This is a genomic window from Ruegeria sp. AA6 (genome assembly GCF_056542865.1).
In genome coordinates, this window is the sequence record NZ_JBQGAN010000015.1 from 61063 (window position 1) to 82807 (window position 21745).

Here is a 21745-nt window from a genome sequence, read left to right on the forward strand (position 1 = left end):
ATTCGGCTTGGGGCAAAGCTTTACGCGCGGCCGTAAGCCTCTGCAATGGCGACTTGCATTGCTTCTTCGGGGGTACGGTTGCCCCACGTGACCAGTTGGATCGCCGGGTAGTAGCGCTCGGCGCTCAGCACGGCGGCGGTGATCATCGTGTCAATCTGATCCGGGCTGGCCATCTGACCTCCGGCCAGAACCAGACCGTAACGATAAACCATCAGCTTCTGATTGGCCCAATAGGTAAACGCCCCGGCCCAGCACTGATCGTTCATCTTGTTCAACAGCTCGTACAATTCGGATTCACGATCCGATGGAGGTTCCATCTCGAACGAGCACACCATGCGCAGGGTTTCGTCATAGTTCGACCAAGCCAAAGTGATCGAGTATGTGCGCCACTGCCCTTCGACAGCCATAGCAATCTGATCATCACCGATCCGGTCAAAGTCCCAGTCGTGATGTTCGGCAAGATGTTCAACAATATCGATCGGATGAAGGTCTTCTTCGAGAAACTGCTCGGAAAGGGCCATAATGCCACCTCACTATACTCTAGCATTTCGGGGCTGGCAGCGCCCCAGCGCTAGTTGCCTGCTCTACAAGCCGGGCTTCCCCCATAGGCCTGTACTAAATATGGTGCGATGCGAGATGTGTTCTGGCAACCCTATTTCTTGGGGATAACAGCAATAAGTTGTGGACGAATGGCAACGCCGCCCAAAATATTGGCGGGCCTTGTAGCTTTGTCTTGATTTAAATGTGCAGGGCGGCAAAATGCACAACACCGCACAATCCGAGGCCGGATTGCGCGGCAGATATCTTTAGCCGAAAACCAGTTCAGGGACGTTACTTGTCCAGTTTCGCCTCAAGCGCAGCAATGCGGGCTTCAAGCGCCGCGTTTTCTTCACGCGCTTTCTGCGCCATCGCGCGAACGGCATCGAATTCTTCGCGTGTGACGAAATCACGGTCGGCCAGCCAGCGGTCAATCATCGACTTCATCGCATTTTCGGCCTCTTCCCGCGCGCCCTGTGCCACGCCCATGGCGTTGGTCATCAGCTGGGATACATCGTCGAGGATCTTGTTGCGGGTTTGCATGGCTTTACTCCGAAATCGCGGTTGGTCTCTATATGGGGAATGATTGGCGCGGGCTCAAGGTTGACTTGCCCTGCAAACCCCGGGCAATGAGACGCACATGCAGGCTGTTCTGAATTTCCCCGATCTGTCGCCCGAATTGTTCTCGATCTCTCTGTTCGGGATGGAGTTCGCCCTGAGATGGTACGCACTGGCCTATATCGTCGGCATCTTGATTGCATGGCGATTGGGGGTGATGGCGTTGCGGCGTCCTGCCTTGTGGCCTGACAAGACGCCGCCAATGAAGCCTGAACAGCTTGAGGACCTGATCACCTGGATCATCCTTGGCGTGATTCTGGGCGGAAGGCTGGGCTTCGTGCTGTTTTACCAGCCGGGCTATTACCTTTCGAATCCAATTGAGATTCTGAAGGTGTGGCAGGGTGGCATGTCGTTCCACGGCGGGCTGCTGGGGGTTGTGATCGCGTCCTATATATATGCGCGGCGTCACCACATTTCGGTTTTGTCCCTAGCAGACCTGATCGCCCACGCGGTGCCTCCTGGGTTGTTGTTGGGGCGTCTGTCAAATTTCATCAACGCCGAGCTTTGGGGGCGGCCCAGCGAATTACCGTGGGCTGTGATTTTCCCCGGTGCGGCCGCTCAGAATTGCCCCGGCGTTTTAGCCGGAATGTGCGCGCGGCACCCTTCGCAACTCTACGAAGCAGCGTTGGAGGGGCTTTTGCTCGGCGCGCTGCTGCTGTGGTTAGCCTATCGCCGTGGCGCCTTTCAAAAGCCCGGCTTGATCATGGGCCTGTTTCTGGTGGGCTATGGTGCTTCGCGGTTCATTGTTGAGTTCTTCCGGCAACCCGATGCGCAGTTCATCTCTCCTGACAATCCGCTGGGGCTGGCGTGGCATGTCGGCGGCTACGGCTTGACGATGGGCCAATTGCTGTCGCTGCCGATGATCGCTCTTGGCTTGTGGTTCGCATTACGGGCAAGATCGACAACATGAGTCTCAAGGATCATCTGCTGGCGCGCATCGCACAGGACGGCCCGATGACCGTGGCCGACTTCATGACTGACTGCCTTCTGCACCCAACGCACGGCTACTACACTACCCGCGACCCGCTGGGTGCGCAGGGAGATTTCATCACCGCCCCCGAAATCAGCCAGATGTTCGGAGAATTGATCGGTCTGTCGCTGGCCCAAAGCTGGTTGGATCAGGGGCACCCCACCCGTTTCATATTGGCTGAACTTGGACCTGGCCGTGGGACATTGATGGCGGACGTACTGCGTGCGACATCCCGCGTGCCGGGGTTTCTCGACGCCGCTGAAGTCGTGCTGCTGGAAGCGTCCCCTACTCTCCGAAGCATTCAGGCGCAAACATTGATGGAGTTCGATCCGCGCTGGATCGACTCGGTGGCGGACCTGCCCGAAGCACCTCTGTTTCTGGTCGCGAATGAGTTCTTCGATGCCCTACCTATCCGCCAGTTCCAGCGTGAAGACGATGGATGGCGGGAACGGCTGATCGGCGCGGAAGGCGGCGCTTTGATCTGGGGGCTGGGCCCAAGTGCCGAACAGGTAGCGCTGACGGATCGGCTGGACGACACCAAGAACGGCGATGTTGTCGAGCTTTGCGCGGCGGCGATCCCAATTATTACCGTAATCGCAGGGCGAATCGCGACGCATGGCGGTGCAGGCGTGATCGTTGATTACGGCGACTGGCATTCGCAGGGGGATACATTTCAGGCGCTGCGCGCGCATGAACATTTTGACCCGCTAACGATGCCCGGACAAGCCGATCTTACCGCGCATGTGGACTTTGAACCGCTGGCATTGGCGACCCGCGCAGCCGGATGCGCGCATTCGCGCGTGACACCACAAGGCGTTTTTCTCGAGCGTTTGGGGATCTCCACCCGCGCGGAAGTTCTGGCCGCGCAGCTTGACGGACCAAAGCGTGATGAACTGATGGCCGCACATCGCAGGTTGACGCACCCTGAAGAAATGGGAAACCTGTTCAAAGTACTGGGCCTCTATCCTTCCCCTTCCTCACCCCCACCGGGACTGGAACCATGACCTTGGAAATTCTGACCTCAGATTTGCTGGCCCCCGTGCGCCACGGTTTTTTCAGCCGCCGCGGTGGTGCGTCTTCGGGTATCTTTGCGGGGCTCAACTGCGGTTACGGCTCGTCTGATCAGACCGAAGCCGTCACGATTAATCGCAACCGAGTGGCCAGCGCGATGGAGGTCGAACCCGACGCGATGATCGGTGTACACCAGATTCATTCGCCTGTGGTTCTCACTGTGGACGCCCCGATCAACGGCGAGAAACCCAAGGCTGATGCCGTAGTCACGGCAACCCCCGGTCTGGCTCTGACGATTCTCACCGCAGACTGCCAACCGGTCCTTTTTGCAGACACTGACGCAAATGTGATTGGGGCCGCCCATGCCGGGTGGCGTGGCGCGCTGGATGGTGTGCTTGAGGCGACGCTGGATGCGATGGAGGCTCTGGGCGCAAAGCGAGAAAACACGATGGCGGTGATCGGCCCGTCGATCTCGCAAGCCGCCTACGAAGTCGGCCCAGATTTTCTGGACGAATTTGTCGCGAATTCTCAGGAAAACCTGAAGTTCTTTGCAAATGGGAAAGAGGACAGGCTGCAGTTTGATCTACCAGGTTTTGGGCTGCACAGACTTCGCCAGGCGGGCATTGGTCAAGCTGAATGGACTCGCCATTGTACCTACTCTGATCCTGACAGATTCTATTCCTATCGCCGTTCGACGCACGCGAAGGAAGTTGACTATGGCCGCCTGATTTCCGCCATAAAACTTTAAGGTTAAGCCTGAATTGTGGCGATTTCGCCGCTTTTCTGCCACATTTTTTGTGTTTTGTGATTCCCAACAATTCGACATTTATTGTCCGCTGTCAGGTGTTTATCAGTCGATGCTCCAGTAAAGCGCGGCAATACAAGCCAAGAGGAATCGCAAACCTTCGTGTGTCCTGAATTCATCTCGGATCAGCCTTATCGCCGCCGCATTGGCGCGGCACATTGGAGGATGAGAGGAAAGTGGGGTGAACGCCCCAATGCGAGCAGGACAATTTGATGAAGACGAAATCACGCTTTCTCAGCGCCGTGATCGCGGCCACCGGAAAGCAGCAGCTGGAGATGCCGTGGAAACGGGTTTCCAGTCAATCGATCAGGGTTGTGCGCCGCCTGGCGACGAGACGCTGATCACCCCCCCTTGGAACCAAGCTGCCGGCTTCAGGGGGTACAAGACACGCAACGGAGGGGTGCTCCGATCCGCTGCGTGACCTGCCGCCAGTATTTTGCGCGGTCCAGGTTCGGGGCGTGTGTCGCCGGCAATTTCGCCTGCGTTGGTATGAGTTTGTCTGGGGGGTCAATGTGATGACCAAGAGTGTAGGAAAATTTGAAAAAACAGACGTTCCTTGCGTTTGTAATCCTGCGGTCACCGTTCTCTTTCAAGGCAAAAAAGGAACCGAACAGGCGGGCCTGCACGGGGGTTCAACCTGCCTGCACGGAAACTAGAGGGGACGGAATTATAATGGCTATTCCAAATTCTTTAGCGCGTGCTGCTAGAAATGCCGTTGAGACCTCGGCACTACTGCGGGACACGCCGAGAACGACAACAAAGCCCAAGGCGCAGCTGCGGCGCTACGAAGTCAGTGCACTGATGGATAACGGAGATGTGGCACAGACCCGCCACATTGCGCCAGCATTGCCAGTTTTCGAGGACGCATTTTGCGCCTTTACCCGGGGATCGCTTGTCGAAACGGAATACGGACCGACGGCAATCGAAGATCTGTTACCCGGCGACACAGTTCTGACGCAGAACAACACATCGGAAACCGTGTTATGGAAGGGCTCCGTCACCCTTATTCCTGGTCGCCAGGATTCGCACGGTCGAACGCGCCCGCTAACGCGCATCATGGCCGATACGTTCGGGATGCAAAAGCCAATGTCTGGCGTGATCGCCGGTCCTGCCGCGCGACTGCTGGGCACACCCGGGCATCTGCGGCATCTGCACGGAGGCGACCCAGTTTTGACACCGGTGCATGAGTTTCAGGATGGCACGAGTGTTATCGAAACGCTGCCACCGACACCGATTGAGTTGTTTCACATCTGCCTCAAACGGCACGCGGTCATCAAAGTCGATGGATTGCAGTTCGAAACCTATCACCCCGGCCTAAGCGCGGTCCGTAGGGTTAGCCATTCACTGCGTTCGATTTACCTGAACCTGTTCGCGCATGTCGAATCACTGAACGATTTCGGGCCGTTGGTCTATCCGCGCGCCGGGGATGGAGAAGTGGATGCGATTACCGCTTAAACCTTAACGAGTTCTGCAATGTGGGGGCATTATGCAGTTATTTCTGAGTTGGATTTTATGTTTAATGGTGACAGCTTTGCTACCACCGACAAAACCGCATCCTGCTTCAATGGGTGCTAGGCCGTTCGGCTCATCCGTTCTTCGAGGACGTCAAAGGGAACGCCGGGTTCGTCTTTTGCGCCGCGAATGACCAGCGACGTTTTAACGCTGGCCACGTTCGGCGTGGTCAGCAGCTCGCCCGTCAGGAACTGCTGAAAGCTGCTGAGGTCCGGTGCGACGCATTTCAGGATAAAGTCCACCTCGCCGTTCAGCATGTGGCATTCCCGGACGAGCGGCCATTCCCGGCAGCGTTCTTCGAATGCGCTCAATTCGGATTCGGCCTGACTTTCCAGACCGACCATCGCAAACACCTGAACCTCAAATCCCAATTCGCGTGAATTTACCTCGGCGTGGTAGCCGCGGATCAGACCCGATTCTTCCAGCGTTCGCACGCGGCGCAGGCAAGGCGGGGCTGAAATACCCACACGTTTCGCCAGCTCGACGTTGGTCATGCGACCGTCGGCCTGCAATTCTGCCAGAATCTTGCGGTCAATTTCATCCAGCCGTATCGCGACCATCGAATACTCCTGATTTTTCGGTTGTTATATCAGCACCCGGAGGATGCGCAATAATCTTTCGCGAATGCGCAATATTGTTTATTTTCAATGTTCTTTTTTACCCCCCTGCGTCAAGCGCATAACGGATGCCAGACAGGAAGGGGCTTTAAGCGCGGCACAGGGGTCGCTATATCCATCCGCCAAGGGCTGCGCGCCCATATCAGGCAGATCGAGTTGGGGGTACCATGGCCGAAACACGTCACACTAAGGTTCTGATCATCGGGTCGGGACCGGCCGGTTATACTGCGGGCGTCTACGCGAGCCGCGCGATGCTTAATCCGATCCTGGTTCAGGGTATCGAACCCGGCGGTCAGTTGACCACTACCACCGAGGTCGAGAATTGGCCCGGCGACACCGAGGTTCAGGGCCCCGACCTGATGGTGCGTATGCAGGACCACGCCAAGGCGATGGGTTGCGAGGTTATCGGAGACATCATCAGCGATCTCGACGTCTCGAAACGCCCCTTCACCGCGAAAGGTGACAGCGGGACGGTATATACCGCCGACGCGGTCATTCTGGCCACCGGCGCGCGGGCCAAGTGGCTTGGCCTTCCGTCGGAAGAGAAATTCAAGGGCTTTGGCGTTTCGGCCTGTGCAACCTGTGACGGCTTTTTCTATCGCGGACAGGAAATCGTGGTGATCGGCGGCGGCAACACCGCTGTGGAAGAGGCGCTGTTCCTGACCAACTTCGCCAGCAAGGTCACTCTGATCCACCGTCGCGATGAACTGCGCGCCGAGAAGATCCTGCAGGACCGCCTGCTGAAGCACGAAAAGATCAAACCGCTGTGGTTTCACGAGTTGGAAGAAGTGGTTGGCACCGATGCCCCGCTGGGCGTCGAAGGCGTACGCGTCAAGAACGTGAAAAGCGGCGAAATCACCGAAATCCCTTGTAAAGGCGTATTCGTAGCCATCGGCCACGCGCCAGCTAACGAGTTGGTCAAGGATTCGCTGGAAACTCATATGGGTGGTTATGTCGTGACCAAGCCGGGCACGACCGAGACATCCGTGCCCGGTGTATTCGCAGCAGGCGACCTGACCGACCACGTCTATCGTCAAGCGGTCACCAGCGCCGGCATGGGCTGTATGGCCGCGTTGGATGCCGAACGGTTCCTGGCCGAACACGAGTAACCTGCTTACAGATTTCCCCGACCGATGCGGGGAATTCTGCCCCTGCCCCATTCAACCTACGCTTGACCCCTTGGCGCGCCCGTATCAGACTCGGCCTCAAGCACAGCGAATGCAGGTGGCGTGAGTGAAAAGCGTGTTATGGCAAGGCGGGTGGACAACCCGGCTGAGGATCAGCAGCGGCCTGATCCTGTTCGCATTTGCATTCTTTCACTTCATTAATATCGGGCTGGGCCTGTTCCACACCGACTATTTGCACGGCATGCAAGATGGTCGCCACACCGTCACCCGACATGATCTGGGCAGTATGATCCTCTATCTGGCGCTGTTCGTTCACGCCGGATTGGCTCTCTACTCCATCAGCCAGCGCCGTACTTTTCGCATGCCATTCAGCACGGCGTTACAGGTGATTTTGGGCCTGCTGATCCCGCTGCAACTGATTTCTCATATCGTGCACACGCGCTATGCCCATGAAATATACGACGTCAATGACGAGATGGGCTATATCATCGCTTTGATGTGGCCTAACTCGGCAATCTGGATGCAAAGCCTGCTGTTGCTGGTGGTCTGGATTCACAGCTGCATCGGCCTGCACATGTGGCTGCGGCTAACGCGCTGGTGGTCCAAGGTAATGCCTTACCTGGTCGGAGCAGCAGTCTTCGTGCCATCGTTTGCACTGGCTGGGTTATTGACCGAAGGGCGACGGATCTGGGCCGATTTCGCAGACCCGTTCCTGCGCGACCAATACATAGAACATTACAACTGGCCGTCACCCGAAGCCTTTCAATCCATGTTCAGCGTCAAAAACAATGCTCTGACGGCGTTCTGGGTGGCCTTGGGAGTTTCTCTGGCCGTCTTCGTCATCCGCAAGCTGTGGCGGCGTCGGCATTCGGTCAGAGTCAAATATGTCGATGGGCCCGAGGTTGTGGCAGAAAAGGGTATGACCCTGCTTGAGATTTCGCAGGCTAACGGCATCCCACATACATCCCTGTGCGGAGGCAAAGGGCGCTGCACCACCTGCCGCGTGATCGTTGAAAACGGCGGTGACAACCTGCCCGAGCCCAGCGATGTCGAAGCTCGCAGCCTTGCTGCCGTCAGCGCCCCCGAAGGTGCAAGGCTGGCCTGTCAGATTCGCCCGACCGAACCGATTACGGCGTTTCGCATGTTTCGCCCGGATGGCGGGCGCCGTCGCGCGCACGCCAGCCAAGGTCAGGAACGCAAACTGGCGGTTCTTTTTTTGGACATGCGCGGATTCACATCGCGAACGACCGGTCAATTGCCCTATGATATCGTTTTCCTCTTGAACCGGTTCTTTGATGCGATTGTCCCGGCAATCACGGCGGATGGCGGTGTAGTGGACAAATACATGGGAGACGGTCTTCTCGCTGTATTTGAAACGCCCGACGTCCAAAGCTCGGCCCGGTCTGCACTGAAGGCTGCCGCAGATGTCAGCCGCGCGTTAGATCGGTTTAACCAGCAACTTGAGGCTGAGGGCAGCCCTCGGATTCGCATAGGAATGGGGCTTCACTTAGGCGATCTGGTACTTGGTGAAATCGGTGCAGCAGGCAATGCCGCCCGTACAATCATCGGCGACGCGGTCAACGTGGCCAGCCGCTTGGAAGGTGAAACCAAGGCTCTGGGGGTCGAGCTTTTGGTCTCGGCGGAATTGCTGCACGCCGCCGGCCACGACGAAGACCTAAACGAAATGCGCTCCTTCACCTTACGTGGTGTGAACCAACCGGTTTCCGCCCTTCCTTTAAAGCATGCCGCTGAACTTGCCGCTCAGGGAGCAACATAAGAACACACGCGCAAAATCCAGCCATTTGTCGTGCGCCAGCAGGAACATGATCGCAAAAAGGCGCCCACATCGGAAAATCCTTCCAATCCGAGCAAAAACCGCGCATATCGTCCTTTGTTTCGTGAATGTATATGGACTTCGACAAAAAGCCGGGGCAAATGCGCCCTCAAACACCCCTGAATCACCGGTAAAACCGAACTTCGACAAGAGTATTCCTATGACGATGTTAAGCAATCTGGCACCGATCCCCGAACTATACGTTTCGTACGAGTCGGCGCAGAAACTGAAAGTGGAAGCCGCCGACCTGACCAGCTGGGACCTGAGCCCACGTCAGATCTGCGATCTGGAACTTCTGATGAACGGCGGCTTTAACCCGCTTAAAGGTTTCCTGAGCGAAGCCGACTACGACAACGTCGTCGAAAACATGCGTCTAGCCGATGGTACCCTTTGGCCGATGCCGATCACACTGGACGTCAACGAAGAATTTGCCGGCCAGATCGAACTGGGTCAGGACATCGCTCTGCGCGATCAGGAGGGCGTGATCCTCGGCACCATGACGGTGACCGATCGCTGGACTCCGAACAAGGCACGCGAGGCCGAGAAGGTCTTTGGTGCCGACGACGACGCGCACCCTGCGGTGAACTACCTGCACAATGTCGCGGGCAAGGTTTATCTGGGCGGCCCGGTAACCGGTATCCAGCAGCCGGTTCACTATGACTTCCGTGGCCGCCGCGACACTCCGAACGAACTGCGCGCCTATTTCCGCAAGCTGGGCTGGCGCCGTATCGTTGCGTTCCAGACCCGCAACCCGCTGCACCGCGCGCACCAGGAGCTGACCTTTCGCGCTGCGAAAGAAGCGCAGGCCAACCTGCTGATCCACCCTGTCGTTGGCATGACTAAGCCGGGCGATGTCGACCACTTTACTCGCGTGCGCTGTTATGAAGCGGTGCTGGACAAATACCCGGCATCGACCACCTCGATGAGCTTGCTGAACCTTGCTATGCGCATGGCTGGCCCGCGTGAGGCGGTTTGGCACGGCCTGATCCGCGCCAACCACGGCTGCACCCACTTTATCGTTGGTCGTGACCACGCGGGCCCAGGCAAGAACTCGGCCGGTGAGGATTTCTACGGCCCCTATGACGCTCAGGATCTGTTCCGCCAGTACCAGGACGAGATCGGCCTCGAGATGGTCGACTTCAAACACATGGTCTACGTGCAGGAACGCGCCCAGTACGAGCCGAATGACGAGATCGAAGACAAGGACAACGTCACGATTCTGAACATCTCGGGCACCGAACTGCGCCGCCGTCTGGCCGAAGGTCTGGAAATCCCTGAATGGTTCAGCTTCCCCGAAGTTGTAGCCGAGTTGCGCAAGACCAAGCCCCCGCGCAGCCAGCAGGGCTTTACCGTGTTCTTCACCGGCTTCTCGGGTTCTGGCAAATCCACCATCGCGAACGCGCTGATGGTCAAACTGATGGAGATGGGTGGTCGTCCGGTGACGTTGCTGGATGGTGACATTGTGCGTAAGAACTTGTCGTCAGAGCTGGGCTTCTCAAAAGAGCACCGCGACCTGAACATCCGCCGGATCGGCTATGTGGCATCCGAAATCACCAAGAACGGCGGCATCGCCATCTGCGCGCCGATCGCGCCTTATGCAACCACGCGCCGCGCGGTTCGGGAAGAGATCGAACAGTTTGGTGCCTTCTGCGAAGTGCATGTTGCGACCAGCATCGAGGAATGCGAACGCCGTGACCGCAAAGGGCTGTATAAGCTGGCGCGCGAAGGCAAAATCAAAGAGTTCACCGGCATCTCGGACCCCTATGACGTGCCCCAGAACCCGGAACTGAGCGTCGAAACCGAAAACGTCGACGTCGACAACTGCGCCCACCAGGTGCTGCTCAAGCTGGAAAGCATGGGCCTGATTGCTGCGTCCTAAACGCTTTTGACAATATGCTGACGGCCTCCGGTTTCCGGGGGCCGTTTTCGTTTTGTCTTATACGAATCGCGATATCCACATGGTGCAGTGGCGCAATCACAGACGTCCAATCGTTCTGTGAACTGCGCCATCAAAACTTGCCGTCGGGGGGCTAGGGTTCGCCTTGCTTTCTGACAGTTTCAGCCTGCACCTGATTTAACGGACCGGTTTCACTTTTGTGGAATGCCGACCACTTAGTCTAGGTCGGCAGGTCGACTTGGCCCCGCATCAGAACATGACCACGCCCTGCGACCTTGATGCCGGTCATGGCGTCAGCTGACCCGACACGCGTAACAACGGCCTGACCCGGACGCCCCATATCATGGCCCTGTTCGGCGATGAAACTGTCCTTTGGCATCAAACCGTGTTTCCACAGATAAGCCGCCATCGCACCTGTCGCTGATCCAGTGAAGGGGTCCTCGGATGGGCTTGGAGGCGCCATCAGAAGACGCGAAAACGTGTCTCCTTCATCGGTTGCGCCTTTGAGGGTCACGAGGAAGGGTTCGGCCATGTCAGACCCGGAATACCCGGCTTTTGCAGCAACATTTCGCAGCGCGTCCACATCCAGCTTGGCCGCGCGCAGAGCGTCATGATCGCGCAGCACCGTAATGCAGAACGGCAATCCAGTAGACACAAATTGCGGAGGCGAAACGATTGCGTCCTCGGGGAGGCTGACAGCGGCAGCCACCATATCCGTGGGGACGAGGTTGCCGAATTGCGGCGCGACTTGCGTCATCTCAATCTCGTCACCGTTCAACCGGATCGCAACGATACCTGCACCTGTCTCCAACGTCAGCGCGTCTCCCTGAAACAGACCGCGTGACCGCATTGCTGCCACCGTCGCAATGGTGGGGTGACCGGCAAATGGGATTTCCTGACTGGCAAGGAAATATCGAACCCGGATATCTGCGACGTCAGATGGCCCGGTAAACGTGCATTCGACCAACGAGGTTTCGCGGACATAGGCGGTACAAACCTCTTCGGACAGAACCGCTCCACCGTGAACAACGGCACAACCGTTGCCGCCAAATGCGCGGTCGCTAAAGGCGTCTACCCAGTCAAAGTCAAACCAGCTCATGCTTCGCCCCTTTTCGATATGCGAACTGTTTCAAGTTCGCATATCTCGCCTGCGGGGCATCAGATGTCACGGAGAAATCGTGCCAGTCAGTGCACGGCCACCGGTGAAAAGTCGTGTTCGCGCGCCAGAACGAACGCCAGCTTGCGGTCAGCGACCAGCGCCAGTTGCTGGCCTTCGGAATCGTGGACCGCATACAGCTGATCCAGATCACCGGCCTGTTCACGCACTTCCCGAGGCAGATCGGCTACGTCTACGGCTTTCACATAAACGATCCGGTCGCCTTCGGCGTTGAGTTCAATCGGTGTATCCATAGCTCTTACCCCTTTCTTATATTGATCGTTTGCACCACAGTTTCGGGCACGGCGCGGGTTAGATCCACGTGCAGCAGACCATTTTCCATGATCGCTTCGCCAACCTCGACACCGTCGGCCAGCACGAACATGCGCTGAAACTGACGCGCCGCGATGCCGCGGTGCAGGAAAATACGCCCCTCGCTGTCGTCGCGTTGACGGCCCCGGATCACCAGTTGGCGATCCTCGATGGTGATCGACAGATCCTCTTCCGCGAAACCGGCGACGGCCAGTGTAATGCGGTATGAAAAGTCCGAGGTCTGCTCGATGTTATACGGCGGGTATCCTTCGTTACCAGCCTTTGCAGACCGTTCCAGAAGGCGTTCCAATTGCTCGAACCCCAAAAGATGCGGGTATGAGCCAAGAGTAAGTTTTGACACGTATTATCGTCCTTTATTGCCAAAGCGACGTGTTTTGCGGCCCCGTTCCGGCAACCGCGTAGAATAGAATATGGGAATATGCTGGGATGTCCACAAGGTCTGGCCGGATAAACTCTGACACACTATCTTGTGTGGCAAGCACCACAACAACCACTGAGTCGCCTATGAACGCGCCCACCGATCTTTCTATGAAAACAGACGAGGTTTTGCGGGTTGAGCTGGAGGTTTTTCGCCGCCAGCACCGCGATCTGGATGAGGCAATCGAGGCGCTGCAAGCCACTGGTACGGCTGATCAATTGACAATCAAACGGCTGAAAAAGCAGAAACTGCGGTTGAAGGACATCATTCGACTGATCGAAGACCGCCTTACACCGGATATCATTGCATAATCTGGCTGCGGACACTGCCCGCAGCCGGTCGGTCGATCCCCGCAATCAAGGCGATATGTTCGTGTTGGCGCTGAAGAAATTGGTTGGATCGTATTTCCGTTTAACCTCTTTCAATTGACCCAGATTGTCACCAAAAGCCGTTTCAATCGCACTGTCTTCATCGGCGCCAAGATAGTTCAGATAGGTCCCGCCCGTTGAATGCGGTGTCAGCGCATCGTGCATCTTTCGCGCCCATGCAATCTGATCTGCGTCGTCGGTCGGGTCTGTCCAAAGCGGCAGGATCGCGATCAGGTAGTCATGTCCCCGCTGCGCAAAAGCGTTATTGCCATTTGCATTGGACTTCGCCGCCCCGGCACAATGTTCGATCAGAATACCCGAGCCGGGTATGGTCATGCCTTCGGAATGCGCGACGATCGTGTCAATCGCTTCGTCCGTCAGGGTGCTCAGGTAAGCTGATTTCCAATAGTTCCGGCTGCCCGGGCCGTAAGCTGCATCCAACATGGATTGCTTGGTAGGGAAAGGCATTTCCTGAATATCGGCGACCAGTGGCTCCCCGATTTCGGTCAACGGCTTGATGGCTTGGCGCCCCGCTTCTTTGTCATCACCGATCCAACACGGCACCAACGCAGTCAGCGGTGTTCCGTCCGGCCCCCACAACAGACCGGCATATGTCGTGAGCTCATCCGGTGCCCGTGACATGACGTCCCGGTAGCCTCGAAGAACTTCGGGCGCCGCTGCACGCGGGTACGCAATCATGCCCCCCAATACGGTAGACAGCGGGTAAGCCTTATACAGAAAAGACGTCACCACTCCGAAATTGCCACTGCCGCCACAAATCCCCCAATACAGATCAGGATTGCTGTTTGCGCTGGCTGTTCGGATCGACCCGTCCGCCGTGACCACTTCGGCTTCGATAACGTTATCGCAAGCCGGACCATATTTGCGGGCCAGCCAACCGAACCCTCCGCCAGTTGTCAGCCCCCCGATTCCGGTTTGCGAGACAACACCCAAAGGCACGGCGAGGCCGTGCTGATGGGTTTCACGATCCACATCACCCAGAAGTGCGCCGCCCTGCGCGCGCACGGTCTGGGCGTCCGGGTCGACGTGAACCGCGCGCATATTCGACAGATCAATGACAAGCCCGTCGTCACATACTGCGCGTCCGCCAACATTGTGACCGCCCCCTCGGATCGAAACCAAAATGTTGTTGGCAGATGCGAATTTCGCGGCCGCAGCGACATCCGCGGTGCCATGACATCGTAAAATAGCGCCAGGATATTTGTCGATCAGCGCGTTCCATATACTGCGCGCACCGTCATATTCTGCATCCTCGGGCAAAATCAGGGTCCCGCGAATCTGTGTTTTGAATTCTTCAATACTGTCTTTCGGCACGGTCTTACCGTCCCGATCTTTCAGAACTTTGGTTGACATGGGTACCTCCTCGGGGGCCAATGCCCCCAAGCAATTATACACGAATTTGAATATATTTTCAGTACGCCAGCAAATGACCGTCAGAACCGCATACCACATTGCCTCTGGAACCGGTTTGGCTATAGTGCGCGCTCTTTCGAAAGGCAGGGACACAAGCGGATGAGCGACGTGAAAGTGGGGATCATCATGGGCAGCCAATCGGACTGGCCCACGATGAAAGAAGCCGCAGACATTCTGGAGGAGCTGGGCGTCTCGTACGAAAAACGCATCGTCTCGGCACACCGAACGCCCGACCGCTTGTGGGACTATGGCAAAACCGCCGTTGCGCGTGGTCTGGATGTGATCATTGCCGGGGCCGGAGGCGCCGCGCATCTGCCCGGCATGATGGCCTCGAAAACCCGAGTTCCGGTGATTGGCGTCCCGGTACAGACACGGGCGCTGTCGGGCGTCGACTCGTTGTATTCCATCGTTCAGATGCCCAAGGGGTTCCCGGTGGCAACCATGGCAATCGGATCAGCGGGCGGCGCGAATGCGGGCCTGATGGCCGCCGGAATTCTGGCCCTGCAGGATGAGGCCCTGGCTAAACGGCTGGACGCATGGCGCGAAGCGTTGTCGGCTTCGATCCCCGAGGAGCCTCAAGAATGAGCCGCGTCGGGTTCATCGGCACTGGCCATATCGCGGCGCCGATCGCACGCCTGTTGGCCCGCAAGGGGCACGAGATTTATGTCACCGAGCGTAACGCCTCGGTCTCGGCAGCATTGAAAGCCGAAATCAACGCTACGGTCAGCGATCCGCAATCTGTGATCGACCAGTCCGAAATCGTGTTTCTGTGCCTGCGCCCCCATATCGCGACCGAGGTGCTTGCCCCCCTGACATTCAGGCCCGAGCAACGGATCGTTTCGGTAATGGCAGCGGTTTCCGAAGCAGAACTCAGATCGCTTTGCGCGCCTGCTGAAGTTTTCGTTCAAACGATCCCTCTTGGCTTTCTGGAACAGGGCGGTTGCCCCATGGCGGCTTACGGAAACGATCAGCTGTTGGCCGACCTGCTTGCCCCCGAGAACCCGGTCGTCAAAGTGGCGACCGAAGCATCATTGAACGCACATTTTGCGATCTGCGCGATGGTTCCCGGCATTCTGGATCTGTTGGCGACCGGCTCGGAATGGCTGGCCGATCAGACGGGTGATGCCGACGGGGCTGAGTTTTACACGACCCAATTGATGGCAGGCTTTCTTGCGACCATGAACAAGGGGCAGGCTGGGCGTCTTGCCGCCGAACGTGACGCACTGGCAACTGACGGAACCCTTAGCCTGCAGATGACGCAGGCCCTGCAAACGGACAAGGCCCATGAAGCCTTGCGCGATGCCCTGACTGCAATCGGCAAACGGCTGGAGACCTGATTAATGACCGACATGCTTACACCCGGTGCCACAATTGGCATTCTTGGCGGCGGGCAACTGGGCCGGATGCTGTCTGTTGCAGCGGCCCGCCTTGGGTTTGTGACCCATATTTACGAACCCGGTGCCAACCCGCCCGCTGGGCAGGTGGCCGACCGCGTGACCACTGCGGCCTATGACGATGCCGAGGCATTGAAAGCCTTCGCCGAGTCGGTCGACGTTATCACGTACGAGTTCGAAAACATTCCGACCGAGGCGCTGGATATTCTTGAGGCCCACCGCCCCATCCGTCCGGGGCGCGAGGCGCTGCGGGTAAGTCAGGATCGCCTGACCGAGAAGAATTTCCTGCAAGGGCTCGGCCTGCAAACCGCGCCGTTTGCGGATATCACCGACCTGGCCAGCCTGAATGCGGCAATCGAACAGATTGGCGTACCTGCGATCCTGAAAACACGCCGTTTTGGTTATGACGGCAAAGGACAGGCACGGCTGCGTACGCCCGAAGATGCCGTGTCAGCTCTGGCCGATATGGCTGGTGCCCCGGCGATCCTTGAGGGGTTCGTGGAATTTACTCACGAGGTCTCGATCATCGCAGCCCGTGGGCTGGACGGTCAGGTCGCCTGTTTCGACCCCGGTGAGAACGTCCATCGCGACGGCATTCTGCACACCACGACAGTCCCTGCCCGTCTGCCTCCGTCGCAGCGCACCGACGCGGTTCTGTTGGCGGCCAATATCTTGAACGCACTGGACTATGTAGGTGTGATGGGGGTCGAGTTGTTCGTGACGCCCGCTGGTCTGATCGTGAACGAAATCGCGCCACGGGTACATAACTCGGGCCATTGGACGCAGAATGGTTGCGCGGTGGACCAGTTCGAACAGCATATCCGTGCCGTAGCCGGATGGCCTCTGGGCGATGGACAACGCCATTCGGATGTGGTCATGGAGAACCTGATCGGAGCCGACATGGACCGCGTGCCCGAACTGGCACAGGAACGCGACGTGGCCCTGCACCTATATGGAAAGGCCGAAGTCAAGGCCGGTCGCAAGATGGGGCATTTCAATCGAATTTCGCGCTAGGGAATCGCGCTGCCGCGCGATGCCTCCGGCGGAGATATTTTGGGCCAGATGAAGCGCGGATCAGCCGATGAACCGGGCCGCGATATCTCCGGCCAAATAGCTGACGCGGCCACTTGACAGAGTTGCGGCAACGCGGTGGGTCTGCCTGTCCAATATGGTCAGATCGGCGCGTTTTCCGGCTGCCAATGTTCCCCGATCATCCAATCCAAGCACTCGTGCGGGGCCTGACGATACCAATGCCCAGGCCGCAGCCATATCCACCAACCCGGACCTGGCCAGCATCAGCGCCGCCCGTCTGGGGCTGGGGTAGTGATAGTCCGAGGCCAGCGCGTCGCAATACCCCATTGTGATCAAGTCCAGCGCACTGGCATTTCCCTTGTGCGAGCCACCGCGTACGACATTGGGTGATCCAAGGATGATGTAGTCACCCGCAGACCGGGCGGCCTCGGCTGCTTCAATCGTTTCGGGGAATTCGGCAATCTGCGCCCCGCGTGCGCGCCATTCGGCGCGTGTTTGGGCGGTGGCGTCGTCGTGGCTGCCCATGCAAACGCCTTGATTGGCCAATTGGGCGCAAAGTTCATCCAGCGCGGCCGGAACTTCGCCGCTGCGGGCATGCATGGACAACAGCATCTCAAAATGGGCGTTCGGGTTTCTTCCTGCCTTTAGCGCTTGGCCAGTAAGACGAGGCGGTTTGCGCCCTTCCGCCAAACGGTCATGCGGTAGGTGATCGTTGAACACAACGTAGGGAACTTGCCACGCGGCAATACGTTCGGGCAGGCCCTCATAGTCATCCAGCATATGCGTCTCGAACCGGAGCTGCGGCATTAGATCGGTAACAACCCGGTCCTTGACCGAAGCGATGGCGTTAAACACCTGCCCGGCAAATTCAGGGCCGCGCACGCCACCTTCCCAACTATGGAACTGGGCCAGAACAGCGGTGGTAATGCCATTGGCGGCCAATTCAGCTTCGACCGACAGAATGCCTTCGTCCATTTGCTTCATCGCCCCACGACGCGGCGCGATGTGGCGTTCGAACCCGTCACCGTGCAGGTCGATGATTCCGGGCAGCACAAGGTAACCTGACAGGTCGATCCGACGTTCGCTCGGGTCGTTTTGAATTTTACCCTCAGCTAATGACAGATCGGTGGGCACAAGGCCCTGCTCTGGCAACAGCACCTCCGCACCGGTCAGGGTCAGGTTCAATGCTGTCATTGGGATAGCTCCGACACGGGCTCTGAACAGTCCTGCCCGATACAAATTTCGTCGATGACGTCCATTACGCCGTCCAGCCAGGTGATCTGCGGATCAAATTGACCATATTCGATAAAATGCAACGCCTGCGCCATCACGCGGGGGTTGTTCATCATGAAGGTATGGGTCACCGGCAAAACGATGTGATCCGCCATACCTTCGACCTTTGTGGTCTCGATCGACACTTTGCCATCATCCCGACCGTCAATCATCGAAGAAAACAATGGGTTCAATGAGTTTTCGCCCGCAATCACACCCAGTTCGAATTCTACCGGCGGCAGTTTTCGCGGGATACCTTCGGGGCCAGTGCCCAGGGCCAGCCCGGCGGGGCCATTCAGCATGCCGAACACCTCCCACGCACCAAGCTCATCCACCAACTGACTGCCTTGGTTTGGCGGCCCGAGCATGACAACGCGGCCCAAATTTTCAGGGGTATGGTCCTGCAGCCAATAGCGCAGCAGGATGCCGCCCATCGAATGGGCCACGACGTTCACCGTATCATCGCCGCATTCTGCAAAGGCATTCGGAAGCGTCTGGTCAGCCAGCTCCGGGATCGGAAGGTCGGTCGATGGGTATCCCGGCCTGACCACGCTGTAACCGTGCGCTTGGAAAAGTTGCTCCATAACTGTGAAGGATGCTTCTGTACGCGCCAGCCCATGCAGCAGCACCACGCATTTCGCGTGGACCACGGCGGGGACAAGGAACAATATCAGTGCAAGCAGGTATCTCATAGCCGCCAGATAAGCCCTAAGCGCTGGCGATGAAACCCCTAGCGCGGCGTTAGGCGCAGGACGGCCAACGCAATGCCACCCAGAACCAGCAATGCCCCCAAGATCAGACGCAAGCTGGCGACCTCACCCAGCAGGAGAACGCCGCCGAGAATGGCGATGATCGGCACGCTCAGTTGTACTACTGCTGCTGTTGCTGACGTCAATTGCGGCAGCACTCGATACCAGAGCGCATACCCCATGCCTGACGTGATCCCACCGGAAACCGCTGCTAGCACATAGCCTGTGCCAGTCATCTGCCAATCCCCTCCGACCATCACAAGCGCCAGTGCCGTCACTGGCAGCGAAACGACAAAATTGGCGGCCGTCCCCGCCAGTGCGTCTGGTTCAGACCGACCGACCAGCGAGTAGAATCCCCAGCCGATCCCGGCTGCGGTCATCAGAGCCGCGCCAGTCGGATCGACCTGCACCGTGCCCGACGGCCAAAGCACATAGGCTAAACCCGCCAGAGCGATCGCAGCTCCGGCAATCTGGCGCGCGGTTGGGCTATTGCCCGTCACGGATGTCACCACAAACATGGTAATCTGCACCACGCCGAACAGGATCAACGCCCCAAGCCCGGCGTCCAGCGTAAGATAGGCGATGGAAAACCCAATCATATAGAGCGCAAGTGATCCTGCCCCAGCGACCCTTCGCCGATTGCCTAGCGGCAGATGCCCGCGCCTCAACCAAACGAGACCGGTCAGCACCAAGGCACCGGTCAGAACACGAACAACGGCAAACCCCGCCGGATCACTGGCGCCGCTATCAATAGCCAGACGATTCAGGATCGAATTCGCCGCAAAGGCGCACATGGTCAGCGCGGTGAGTAGGAACAGTCGCATATCAACCGCATAGCGATTTCAAGGGGGTTTGCACACTTACTTTCCCACGGAAAACCACGCGCGCTTCATCTTTTCGAAAATACTCCCGCCGGAGGTATGGCCGCAGAGCGGCCATTCAACGCGAAACGGGGCCGCCCGAAGGCGACCCCGCTCTTAAGCACTATGGCCTAAGCAGCTTACATCATGCCGCCCATGCCGCCCATGTCGGGCATGCCGCCTGCGGCAGGTGCGTCTTTCTGCGGCTTGTCTGCAACCATCGCTTCGGTTGTGACCAGCAAACCAGCAACCGATGCCGCGTCTTCCAGAGCGGTACGGACAACTTTGGCCGGGTCGATCACGCCGAACGAGAACATGTCGCCATATTCTTCGGTCTGCGCGTTGAAGCCGAAGGCCGCGTCCGAGGACTCGCGCACTTTGCCAGCAACAACGGCACCGTCCACGCCTGCGTTCTCAGCGATCTGGCGCAGAGGCGCTTCGATTGCCTTACGAACGATATTGATGCCTGCGTTCTGGTCTGCGTTTGCGCCTTCCAGATCGTTCAGTGCTTTACCGGCCTGAACCAGAGCAACACCACCGCCGACAACAACGCCTTCCTGTACGGCAGCGCGGGTTGCGTTCAGAGCATCGTCCACACGGTCTTTACGCTCTTTCACTTCAACTTCAGTCATGCCGCCGACGCGGATCACGGCAACACCGCCTGCCAGCTTGGCAACGCGCTCTTGCAGCTTCTCACGGTCATAGTCCGACGAGGTTTCTTCGATCTGGGTACGGATCTGAGCAACACGTGCTTCGATCTCGGCCTTCTCGCCAGCACCGTCGACGATAGTGGTTTCGTCTTTGGTGATTTCGATTTTCTTGGCGGTGCCCAGCATGTCCATGGTGACGGACTCGAGCTTCATGCCCAGATCTTCGCTGATGACCTGACCGCCGGTCAGGATCGCGATGTCCTGCAGCATCGCTTTGCGGCGATCGCCGAAGCCCGGTGCTTTGACAGCAGCAATTTTCAGGCCGCCGCGCAGTTTGTTGACAACCAGAGTTGCCAACGCTTCGCCTTCAACATCCTCGGCAATGATGAGCAGAGGCTTCTGCGACTGGATCACCTGCTCGAGCAGCGGAACCATCGGCTGCAGCGAGGACAGTTTCTTTTCGTGCAGCAGGATCATGCAGTCGTCGAGTTCTGCGATCATCTTGTCTGCGTTGGTGACGAAGTAAGGCGACAGGTAACCACGGTCGAACTGCATACCTTCGACAACATCGGTCTCGGTTTCCAGACCTTTGTTTTCTTCGACGGTGATAACGCCTTCGTTGCCAACCTTTTGCATCGCGTCTGCGATCTGCTGGCCGATTTCGGCTTCGCCGTTGGCCGAGATGGTGCCAACCTGAGCAACTTCTGCCGAGTCTTTGACTTCACGCGACGCGTCTTTGATGCCTGCAACAACTTTGGCTGTCGCCAGGTCGATGCCGCGCTTCAGGTCCATCGGGTTCAGGCCAGCAGCAACCTGCTTCAGACCCTCGCGAACGATGGCTTGGGCCAGAACGGTCGCGGTGGTGGTGCCGTCACCGGCTTCGTCATTGGTGCGGCTGGCGACTTCTTTCACCATTTGCGCGCCCATGTTTTCGAACTTGTCTTCCAGTTCGATTTCCTTGGCAACCGATACACCGTCTTTGGTGATGCGCGGTGCGCCGAAGGATTTGTCCAGAACCACATTGCGGCCTTTGGGGCCGAGGGTCACTTTAACAGCATCGGCCAGGATGTTCACACCTGCCAGCATGCGGTTACGGGCATCGGTGTCGAACTTGACGTCCTTTGCAGCCATGTCGTTTCTCCTTGAGAAAA

Annotated in this window: 23 protein-coding genes; 12 read left to right on the forward strand and 11 right to left on the reverse strand. The window is 57.9% G+C overall.

Annotated features, from left to right (window positions below):
- Positions 1-20 precede the first annotated feature (20 nt).
- Positions 21-521, reverse strand: coding sequence for a type III secretion system chaperone family protein (locus ACR0LN_RS16645; RefSeq protein WP_480431188.1), 501 nt, complete (start codon positions 519-521; stop codon positions 21-23).
- A 310-nt stretch (positions 522-831) separates the two neighbouring features.
- On the reverse strand, positions 832-1080 hold the full coding sequence (locus ACR0LN_RS16650; RefSeq protein WP_050604795.1) for an accessory factor UbiK family protein: 249 nt from the start codon (positions 1078-1080) through the stop codon (positions 832-834).
- A 97-nt stretch (positions 1081-1177) separates the two neighbouring features.
- Here ACR0LN_RS16650 and lgt point away from each other — a divergent pair, with 97 nt between their 5' ends.
- The 5 genes from lgt (at position 1178) to ACR0LN_RS16675 (ending at position 5396) form a co-directional block, all read left to right on the forward strand.
- Positions 1178-2065 (forward strand): prolipoprotein diacylglyceryl transferase, encoded by an 888-nt coding sequence (gene lgt, locus ACR0LN_RS16655; protein WP_480431190.1) that lies wholly within the window; start codon positions 1178-1180, stop codon positions 2063-2065.
- Positions 2062-3129 carry a class I SAM-dependent methyltransferase gene (locus ACR0LN_RS16660; protein WP_480431192.1) on the forward strand — a complete coding sequence of 356 codons (1068 nt, stop codon included), beginning with the start codon at positions 2062-2064 and terminating at the stop codon, positions 3127-3129. The genes lgt and ACR0LN_RS16660 overlap by 4 nt, the downstream gene beginning before the upstream one ends.
- Positions 3126-3884 (forward strand): peptidoglycan editing factor PgeF, encoded by a 759-nt coding sequence (gene pgeF, locus ACR0LN_RS16665; RefSeq protein ID WP_480431194.1) that lies wholly within the window; start codon positions 3126-3128, stop codon positions 3882-3884. The genes ACR0LN_RS16660 and pgeF overlap by 4 nt, the downstream gene beginning before the upstream one ends.
- Before the next feature lie 269 nt (positions 3885-4153).
- Positions 4154-4282 carry a hypothetical protein gene (locus ACR0LN_RS16670; RefSeq protein WP_480431196.1) on the forward strand — a complete coding sequence of 43 codons (129 nt, stop codon included), beginning with the start codon at positions 4154-4156 and terminating at the stop codon, positions 4280-4282.
- A gap of 331 nt (positions 4283-4613) precedes the next feature.
- Entirely contained in the window at positions 4614-5396 is a 783-nt protein-coding gene (locus ACR0LN_RS16675; RefSeq protein ID WP_480431198.1) for a Hint domain-containing protein, read from the forward strand.
- Positions 5397-5512: 116 nt separating this feature from the next.
- Here the strand turns inward: ACR0LN_RS16675 and ACR0LN_RS16680 are convergent, their stop codons facing one another.
- Entirely contained in the window at positions 5513-6013 is a 501-nt protein-coding gene (locus tag ACR0LN_RS16680; protein WP_058280045.1) for an Lrp/AsnC family transcriptional regulator, read from the reverse strand.
- A gap of 224 nt (positions 6014-6237) precedes the next feature.
- Here ACR0LN_RS16680 and trxB point away from each other — a divergent pair, with 224 nt between their 5' ends.
- From trxB to ACR0LN_RS16695, 3 genes are all read left to right on the forward strand, one after another.
- Entirely contained in the window at positions 6238-7179 is a 942-nt protein-coding gene (gene trxB, locus ACR0LN_RS16685; RefSeq protein WP_480431200.1) for a thioredoxin-disulfide reductase, read from the forward strand.
- 124 nt (positions 7180-7303) lie between these two features.
- Positions 7304-8974 (forward strand): adenylate/guanylate cyclase domain-containing protein, encoded by a 1671-nt coding sequence (locus tag ACR0LN_RS16690; RefSeq protein ID WP_480431202.1) that lies wholly within the window; start codon positions 7304-7306, stop codon positions 8972-8974.
- Between the two features lie 217 nt (positions 8975-9191).
- Positions 9192-10910: a bifunctional sulfate adenylyltransferase/adenylylsulfate kinase gene (locus tag ACR0LN_RS16695; RefSeq protein WP_480431204.1), complete on the forward strand. Its 1719-nt coding sequence runs from the start codon at positions 9192-9194 to the stop codon at positions 10908-10910.
- A 238-nt stretch (positions 10911-11148) separates the two neighbouring features.
- Here the strand turns inward: ACR0LN_RS16695 and ACR0LN_RS16700 are convergent, their stop codons facing one another.
- From ACR0LN_RS16700 to ACR0LN_RS16710, 3 genes are all read right to left on the reverse strand, one after another.
- A complete protein-coding gene (locus ACR0LN_RS16700; protein ID WP_480431206.1) occupies positions 11149-12027 on the reverse strand; it encodes a PhzF family phenazine biosynthesis protein in 879 nt (292 codons plus the stop codon).
- An 86-nt stretch (positions 12028-12113) separates the two neighbouring features.
- Positions 12114-12338 carry a DUF1150 family protein gene (locus ACR0LN_RS16705; RefSeq protein WP_480431208.1) on the reverse strand — a complete coding sequence of 75 codons (225 nt, stop codon included), beginning with the start codon at positions 12336-12338 and terminating at the stop codon, positions 12114-12116.
- Positions 12339-12343: 5 nt separating this feature from the next.
- Entirely contained in the window at positions 12344-12757 is a 414-nt protein-coding gene (locus ACR0LN_RS16710) for an Hsp20 family protein (RefSeq protein ID WP_058275530.1), read from the reverse strand.
- A 164-nt stretch (positions 12758-12921) separates the two neighbouring features.
- Here ACR0LN_RS16710 and ACR0LN_RS16715 point away from each other — a divergent pair, with 164 nt between their 5' ends.
- Positions 12922-13146 (forward strand): YdcH family protein, encoded by a 225-nt coding sequence (locus ACR0LN_RS16715; RefSeq protein ID WP_170325931.1) that lies wholly within the window; start codon positions 12922-12924, stop codon positions 13144-13146.
- Positions 13147-13191: 45 nt separating this feature from the next.
- On the opposite strand, the gene ACR0LN_RS16720 is transcribed toward ACR0LN_RS16715, so the two are convergent.
- The gene (locus ACR0LN_RS16720) at positions 13192-14577 is read right to left on the reverse strand and encodes an FAD-binding oxidoreductase (RefSeq protein ID WP_480431210.1); all 1386 of its coding nucleotides are present in this window, start codon (positions 14575-14577) and stop codon (positions 13192-13194) included.
- 159 nt (positions 14578-14736) lie between these two features.
- Here ACR0LN_RS16720 and purE point away from each other — a divergent pair, with 159 nt between their 5' ends.
- From purE to ACR0LN_RS16735, 3 genes are read left to right on the forward strand one after another with little or no spacing between them, the layout of a single operon-like run.
- Positions 14737-15222, forward strand: a complete 486-nt coding sequence (gene purE, locus ACR0LN_RS16725) for a 5-(carboxyamino)imidazole ribonucleotide mutase (RefSeq protein ID WP_480431212.1) — start codon at positions 14737-14739, stop codon at positions 15220-15222.
- Positions 15219-15974, forward strand: coding sequence for an NAD(P)-binding domain-containing protein (locus ACR0LN_RS16730; protein WP_480431214.1), 756 nt, complete (start codon positions 15219-15221; stop codon positions 15972-15974). The genes purE and ACR0LN_RS16730 overlap by 4 nt, the downstream gene beginning before the upstream one ends.
- Before the next feature lie 3 nt (positions 15975-15977).
- Positions 15978-17045: a 5-(carboxyamino)imidazole ribonucleotide synthase gene (locus tag ACR0LN_RS16735; RefSeq protein WP_480431216.1), complete on the forward strand. Its 1068-nt coding sequence runs from the start codon at positions 15978-15980 to the stop codon at positions 17043-17045.
- 60 nt (positions 17046-17105) lie between these two features.
- Here ACR0LN_RS16735 and ACR0LN_RS16740 read toward each other — a convergent pair whose 3' ends face one another.
- The 4 genes from ACR0LN_RS16740 to groL form a co-directional block, all read right to left on the reverse strand.
- Complete coding sequence (locus tag ACR0LN_RS16740; protein WP_480431217.1) at positions 17106-18257, reverse strand: alpha-D-ribose 1-methylphosphonate 5-triphosphate diphosphatase; 1152 nt, start codon at positions 18255-18257, stop codon at positions 17106-17108.
- Positions 18254-19027, reverse strand: a complete 774-nt coding sequence (locus ACR0LN_RS16745; protein ID WP_480431218.1) for an alpha/beta fold hydrolase — start codon at positions 19025-19027, stop codon at positions 18254-18256. Before ACR0LN_RS16745 ends, ACR0LN_RS16740 begins: the two co-directional genes overlap by 4 nt.
- A 38-nt stretch (positions 19028-19065) precedes the next feature.
- Entirely contained in the window at positions 19066-19908 is an 843-nt protein-coding gene (locus ACR0LN_RS16750) for a DMT family transporter (protein WP_480431220.1), read from the reverse strand.
- 176 nt (positions 19909-20084) lie between these two features.
- Complete coding sequence (gene groL / locus ACR0LN_RS16755) at positions 20085-21725, reverse strand: chaperonin GroEL (protein WP_480431222.1); 1641 nt, start codon at positions 21723-21725, stop codon at positions 20085-20087.
- Positions 21726-21745: the final 20 nt, after the last annotated feature.

What these genes read in the sequence shown, in the direction of transcription:
- ACR0LN_RS16680 (WP_058280045.1), bottom strand. Translation starts at nt 6,013, where the DNA reads ATGGTCGCGATACGGCTGGATGAAATTGACCGCAAGATTCTGGCAGAA.
- ACR0LN_RS16670 (WP_480431196.1), top strand. Translation starts at nt 4,154, where the DNA reads ATGAAGACGAAATCACGCTTTCTCAGCGCCGTGATCGCGGCCACCGGA.
- ACR0LN_RS16695 (WP_480431204.1), top strand. Translation starts at nt 9,192, where the DNA reads ATGACGATGTTAAGCAATCTGGCACCGATCCCCGAACTATACGTTTCG.
- ACR0LN_RS16735 (WP_480431216.1), top strand. Translation starts at nt 15,978, where the DNA reads ATGACCGACATGCTTACACCCGGTGCCACAATTGGCATTCTTGGCGGC.
- lgt (WP_480431190.1), top strand. Translation starts at nt 1,178, where the DNA reads ATGCAGGCTGTTCTGAATTTCCCCGATCTGTCGCCCGAATTGTTCTCG.
- ACR0LN_RS16740 (WP_480431217.1), bottom strand. Translation starts at nt 18,257, where the DNA reads ATGACAGCATTGAACCTGACCCTGACCGGTGCGGAGGTGCTGTTGCCA.
- ACR0LN_RS16645 (WP_480431188.1), bottom strand. Translation starts at nt 521, where the DNA reads ATGGCCCTTTCCGAGCAGTTTCTCGAAGAAGACCTTCATCCGATCGAT.
- purE (WP_480431212.1), top strand. Translation starts at nt 14,737, where the DNA reads ATGAGCGACGTGAAAGTGGGGATCATCATGGGCAGCCAATCGGACTGG.
- ACR0LN_RS16730 (WP_480431214.1), top strand. Translation starts at nt 15,219, where the DNA reads ATGAGCCGCGTCGGGTTCATCGGCACTGGCCATATCGCGGCGCCGATC.
- groL (WP_480431222.1), bottom strand. Translation starts at nt 21,725, where the DNA reads ATGGCTGCAAAGGACGTCAAGTTCGACACCGATGCCCGTAACCGCATG.
- ACR0LN_RS16660 (WP_480431192.1), top strand. Translation starts at nt 2,062, where the DNA reads ATGAGTCTCAAGGATCATCTGCTGGCGCGCATCGCACAGGACGGCCCG.
- ACR0LN_RS16650 (WP_050604795.1), bottom strand. Translation starts at nt 1,080, where the DNA reads ATGCAAACCCGCAACAAGATCCTCGACGATGTATCCCAGCTGATGACC.
- ACR0LN_RS16720 (WP_480431210.1), bottom strand. Translation starts at nt 14,577, where the DNA reads ATGTCAACCAAAGTTCTGAAAGATCGGGACGGTAAGACCGTGCCGAAA.
- ACR0LN_RS16700 (WP_480431206.1), bottom strand. Translation starts at nt 12,027, where the DNA reads ATGAGCTGGTTTGACTTTGACTGGGTAGACGCCTTTAGCGACCGCGCA.
- ACR0LN_RS16675 (WP_480431198.1), top strand. Translation starts at nt 4,614, where the DNA reads ATGGCTATTCCAAATTCTTTAGCGCGTGCTGCTAGAAATGCCGTTGAG.
- ACR0LN_RS16705 (WP_480431208.1), bottom strand. Translation starts at nt 12,338, where the DNA reads ATGGATACACCGATTGAACTCAACGCCGAAGGCGACCGGATCGTTTAT.
- ACR0LN_RS16750 (WP_480431220.1), bottom strand. Translation starts at nt 19,908, where the DNA reads ATGCGACTGTTCCTACTCACCGCGCTGACCATGTGCGCCTTTGCGGCG.
- ACR0LN_RS16745 (WP_480431218.1), bottom strand. Translation starts at nt 19,027, where the DNA reads ATGAGATACCTGCTTGCACTGATATTGTTCCTTGTCCCCGCCGTGGTC.
- ACR0LN_RS16715 (WP_170325931.1), top strand. Translation starts at nt 12,922, where the DNA reads ATGAACGCGCCCACCGATCTTTCTATGAAAACAGACGAGGTTTTGCGG.
- pgeF (WP_480431194.1), top strand. Translation starts at nt 3,126, where the DNA reads ATGACCTTGGAAATTCTGACCTCAGATTTGCTGGCCCCCGTGCGCCAC.
- trxB (WP_480431200.1), top strand. Translation starts at nt 6,238, where the DNA reads ATGGCCGAAACACGTCACACTAAGGTTCTGATCATCGGGTCGGGACCG.